Source organism: Methylobacterium sp. WL103 (assembly GCF_008039885.1).
In the GTDB taxonomy this organism is placed as follows: domain Bacteria; phylum Pseudomonadota; class Alphaproteobacteria; order Rhizobiales; family Beijerinckiaceae; genus Methylobacterium; species Methylobacterium cerastii.
This window is the reverse complement of the sequence record NZ_VRUX01000398.1, coordinates 1-4,036: the sequence shown is the minus strand read 5'-3', so window position 1 is coordinate 4,036 and position 4,036 is coordinate 1. Positions and strand designations below refer to the sequence as shown.

Sequence of the window (4,036 nt, the reverse complement as noted above, 5' to 3'; positions counted from 1 at the left end):
GCCGAGACCAGCAGGGCCTTCGCGGCGGCGTCCTCGAGGCAGACCGCGACGCGGTCGGCGGGTGCCTCGGCGTCGAAGGGCAACCACGCGGCACCCGAGAGGGTGATGCCGACCTGCGCGGTGAGCAGGTCCGGCCCGCGGGCCATCCACAGGCCGACCACGTCGCCGGGCCCGATCCCGCGGCGCGCCAGGGCGGCGGCGATCCGTCCGGCGCAGGCGAAGACCTCGGCATAGGTGACGTGCGGATGCCGGCCGGCGGCATCGGTCGCGGCGCCGTCGATCAGCGCCGGATGGTCCGGCCGGGCGCGCGCGGTCTCGGCGAAGATCTCGCCCAGCACCTCGTCGCGGATCAAGTCCGGGCGGACCGGGCCGTGCAGCACGGCGCGGTCGGATGCGGTCGCCCCGGGGTGCCGGTCCGCATCGGGCCGGATCATCTCGCCGAGGCTACTCATCGAATGCTCCGCTTCCGGCTCCCTCGTGAAGCCGGCTTCCCGTCTATCTCGCATGCGCAACCGGCCGGCGATCGGAGCGCGTTCCTGACGCCGGATCGTGCCGTTATCGAGGCAGTCCGCCGACCGGGACGGGACCCTGCGAACCGGCCCCGACGCCCGGGTGTATACCTCACCCTTGAACGGGTCTTGAATGACGAATACGAAATCTCACGCCCAGCGCCATCCGGCCGCGTCCACCACGAGCACGGCGCCCTGGCGGACGGCGATGCGGGGGGCGGCCTTGATGTCGAGATGGCCGAGCGCGACCAACATCGCGCGGGCGACGCCGCCGTGGGCGACCACCACGGTCGACCGCCCGAGGTCGGCGAAGACCGGCGCGACGCGCTCGGTCAGCATCGCGTAGCTCTCCGCGCTGGAGCCGGACGGACGGTAGCCCCAGCGGTCACGGTCGCGCGCGCTGGCGCCGCCGGGATCGCGTCGGCGGATCTCGGCCCAGGTCTGCCCCTCCCAGGACCCGAAGTCGATCTCCATCAGGCGGGGATCGCTGCGGTAGCTGGCGGGCGCGAGGCCGAGGCGGTCGCGCAAAATTTCCATGGTCCGCCGCGTGCGCAGCAACGGGCTCGCGATGAACTCGGCCTCGGCGATGCGCTCGCCCGCGAGCGCCGCGAGCCGATCCGCCGCGTCGGCGGCCTGGACCTGTCCGACGGCGTTCAAGGCGATGTCGCGCTGACCCTGCAGGCGGCCTTCCGCGTTCCAATCGGTCTGGCCGTGCCGGATGAAGTAGATCGTCGAAATGGGCTTCACGCTCCGGCGGTCCCGATCGGTGCACTCACCGGTGACGTCCGTGACGGCGGTCTCGCGGAAGGGGGGCGGTCATGGCGGCGCGGTCCATCGGGCAGTGGCGGTCTTGTGGGGCTCGGGTCGCCCCGCATGCAAAGCGGGTGCCCGATCTAGGCCGGAAGGCGATCGGCCGGTAGAAGGTCTGTCCATGAGCAAGAAGCACCGCAAGACGGATGGGCGCCAGAAGGCGGGGACGGCCGGTGTGACAAACTCGCCGGACCGTTCCGCCGCCGCCGCGCGGCGCAAGGCGCCGTCCTCGTCCCTGTGGGCCGCGGCGACCAGCGAGATCGCCGGGACCGCTCCGGCGCTGGTCGCCGCCCACCTGCCGGCCCCGGTCGCGGCGGCGGACGGGATCGTCACCGTCGCCCCGGGGCGCCGTTTCGATCTGGCGAAGGTCGACGCGAACGCCGACGGCGGCCTCGACAAGGATTGGGCGAAGGCTGCGCTGGCGACCGAGCGTGCGCGGATTCAGGCGCTGCAGGAAAAACTCTACGCCGAGCGCCAGCGCAGCCTGCTCGTGGTGTTCCAGGCGATCGACACCGGCGGCAAGGACGGCACCATCCGCGCCGTCTTCGAGGGGGTGAACCCGCAGGGCTGCAGCGTCGCCTCGTTCAAGGTGCCCTCGATCGAGGAGCGCGACCACGACTTCCTGTGGCGCTATCACCAGCGCACCCCGGCGCGCGGCATGATCGGCGTGTTCAACCGCAGCCATTACGAGGACGTGCTGGTGGTGCGGGTGAAGGACCTCGTGCCGGAGCCGGTCTGGCAGGCGCGCTACGGCCTGATCAACGACTTCGAGCGCCTACTCACCGAATCCGGCACCCACATCCTCAAGTTCTTCCTCCACATCTCGAAGGACGAGCAGAAGGAGCGCCTTGAGGCGCGGATCGCAGACCCCGAGAAGCACTGGAAGTTCGATCCGGCCGACCTCGTCGAGCGCAAGTCCTGGGACGCCTACCAGACGGCCTTCTCGGATGCGCTCACCCGGTGCTCGACGCCGCACGCGCCCTGGTACGTGGTGCCCGCCAACCGGAAGTGGTTCCGCAACCTCATCATCGCCCGCACCATCGCGGACACGCTGGAGGCGATGGACCCGCGATTTCCCGAGGCGCAAGCGGGCGTCGCGGAAATGACCGTGCCGGATTGAGGTGCGAAAGATCGGGAACAGGCGTTCGCCGAAAACGTCAGCCTGAGCCTCAATCCTTGTCGAGGCTGAGGTCCGGCGCCTCGGGGTTCTTCATCCCGACCACGTGGTAGCCGGCGTCGACGTGGAGGATCTCGCCGGTCATGCCGCGGGACATGTCGGAGATCAGGTAGGAGGCGGTCTCGCCGACCTCGCCGATCGTCACCGTGCGCCGCAGGGGCGCGTTGTACTCGTTCCACTTGAGGATGTAGCGGAAGTCGCCGATGCCAGAGGCGGCCAGCGTCTTGATCGGGCCGGCCGAGATCGCGTTGACGCGGATGTTCGACGGGCCGAGGTCGGCGGCGAGGTAGCGCACGGAGGCTTCGAGGGCGGCCTTGGCGACGCCCATGACGTTGTAGTGCGGCATCCACTTCTCGGCGCCGTAATAGGTCAGCGTCAGCAGCGAGCCGCCGTTGGGCATGATCTTCTCGGCGCGCTGGGCGACGGCCGTGAACGAGTAGCACGAGATCATCAGCGACTTGGTGAAGTTCGCTTCCGTGGTCTCGACGTAGCGGCCTGTCAGCTCGTCCTTGTCCGAAAAGGCGATGCAGTGGACGACGAAGTCGATCCCCTCCGGAAAAAGTTCGGCGGTCGCGGCGAACACCGCGTCGATCGAGGCCGGGTCGGTGACGTCGCAATGGCCGACGACGTGGGCGTCGAGCTCGCGGGCCAAGGGCTCGACACGCTTCTTCAGAGCGTCGCCCTGGTAGGTGAAGGCGAGCTTTGCGCCATGAGCATGCGCGCTTTTGGCGATGCCCCAGGCGATCGAACGGTTGTTGGCGACGCCGAGCACGAGGCCGCGCTTGCCCGCGAGCAGGTTGCTGCCTTTCGCACCGTCCCTGGCGCCTGCGCCCTGCTCGTCCGTTGCGTCGAAAGCCGCCATGCCACACCCGAAATTTCGCTCTGGCACCCGGGACTCCGGGCCACCCCGCGCTACGGGGCGGCGGTCGCGCCGGTGGCATCCTTAGCGGAGGCGCGCCGGGGACGGAAGTCCGGCGAACCCGCCCGGAGCGCCGCCGGCTATTCGGCGCGGGCGGTCCGTCGGCCCTTCACGAATTCGGTCAGGCCCGCGTCGTCCGCCGGCAGCTGGATCGCGGTCGTCGCGAACAGGTCGCCGCGGGTGCCGTCCTTCTTCGGCAGGCCCTTGCCGCGCAGGCGGAAGGTCCGGCCGGACGAGGTCATCGGCGGCATCTTCATCTCGACGGCGCCGGTGAGCGTCGGCACGCGGATCGCGCCGCCGAGCACCGCATCCTCCAGCGGCAGGTCGACCGTGGTTCGCACGTCCGCGCCGTCCACCGTGAAGCGGGCATGCGGCAGCACGCGGATCGTCAGGAGGGCGTCGCCGGGCTCCGCGCGCGGTCCGCCGGGGGAGCCGAGGCCGCGCAGGCGGATCGTCTGCCCGTCGACGACGCCCTTCGGGATCATCACGTCGAACTCGCGCCCGCCCGGCAAGCCGACCCGGAGCTTATCCTCGCTGACGATCTGCTCGAGGGTCACGCCGAGTTCGGCCGCCACGTCCTCGCCGCGGGCCGGCGCGCGCGCGGGCACATAAAAAAAAAAA

General features: G+C 70.4%; 5 protein-coding genes. 1 reads left to right on the top strand and 4 read right to left on the bottom strand.

The genetic code is table 11. The annotated features are described in order from the left end of the window. Together FV222_RS19260 and FV222_RS19255 are read right to left on the bottom strand one after the other, a co-directional pair. Positions 1-452: AMP-binding protein (locus FV222_RS19260; RefSeq protein WP_147815416.1), on the bottom strand; the 452-nt coding region annotated here is incomplete at its 3' end. Positions 453-659: 207 nt separating this feature from the next. Next, positions 660-1,247, bottom strand: a complete 588-nt coding sequence (locus FV222_RS19255) for a histidine phosphatase family protein (protein ID WP_187277384.1) — start codon at positions 1,245-1,247, stop codon at positions 660-662. Between the two features lie 193 nt (positions 1,248-1,440). Between FV222_RS19255 and FV222_RS19250 the strand changes: the two genes are divergently transcribed. Beyond that, a complete protein-coding gene (locus FV222_RS19250; protein ID WP_147764124.1) occupies positions 1,441-2,439 on the top strand; it encodes a polyphosphate kinase 2 family protein in 999 nt (332 codons plus the stop codon). A gap of 49 nt (positions 2,440-2,488) precedes the next feature. Here the strand turns inward: FV222_RS19250 and fabI are convergent, their stop codons facing one another. Then, positions 2,489-3,358, bottom strand: a complete 870-nt coding sequence (fabI, locus tag FV222_RS19245; protein WP_238273260.1) for an enoyl-ACP reductase FabI — start codon at positions 3,356-3,358, stop codon at positions 2,489-2,491. Between the two features lie 137 nt (positions 3,359-3,495). Continuing rightward, positions 3,496-4,036: DnaJ C-terminal domain-containing protein (locus FV222_RS19240; protein ID WP_281406896.1), on the bottom strand; the 541-nt coding region annotated here is incomplete at its 5' end.

What these genes read in the sequence shown, in the direction of transcription:
- FV222_RS19250 (WP_147764124.1), top strand. Translation starts at nt 1,441, where the DNA reads ATGAGCAAGAAGCACCGCAAGACGGATGGGCGCCAGAAGGCGGGGACG.
- fabI (WP_238273260.1), bottom strand. Translation starts at nt 3,358, where the DNA reads ATGGCGGCTTTCGACGCAACGGACGAGCAGGGCGCAGGCGCCAGGGAC.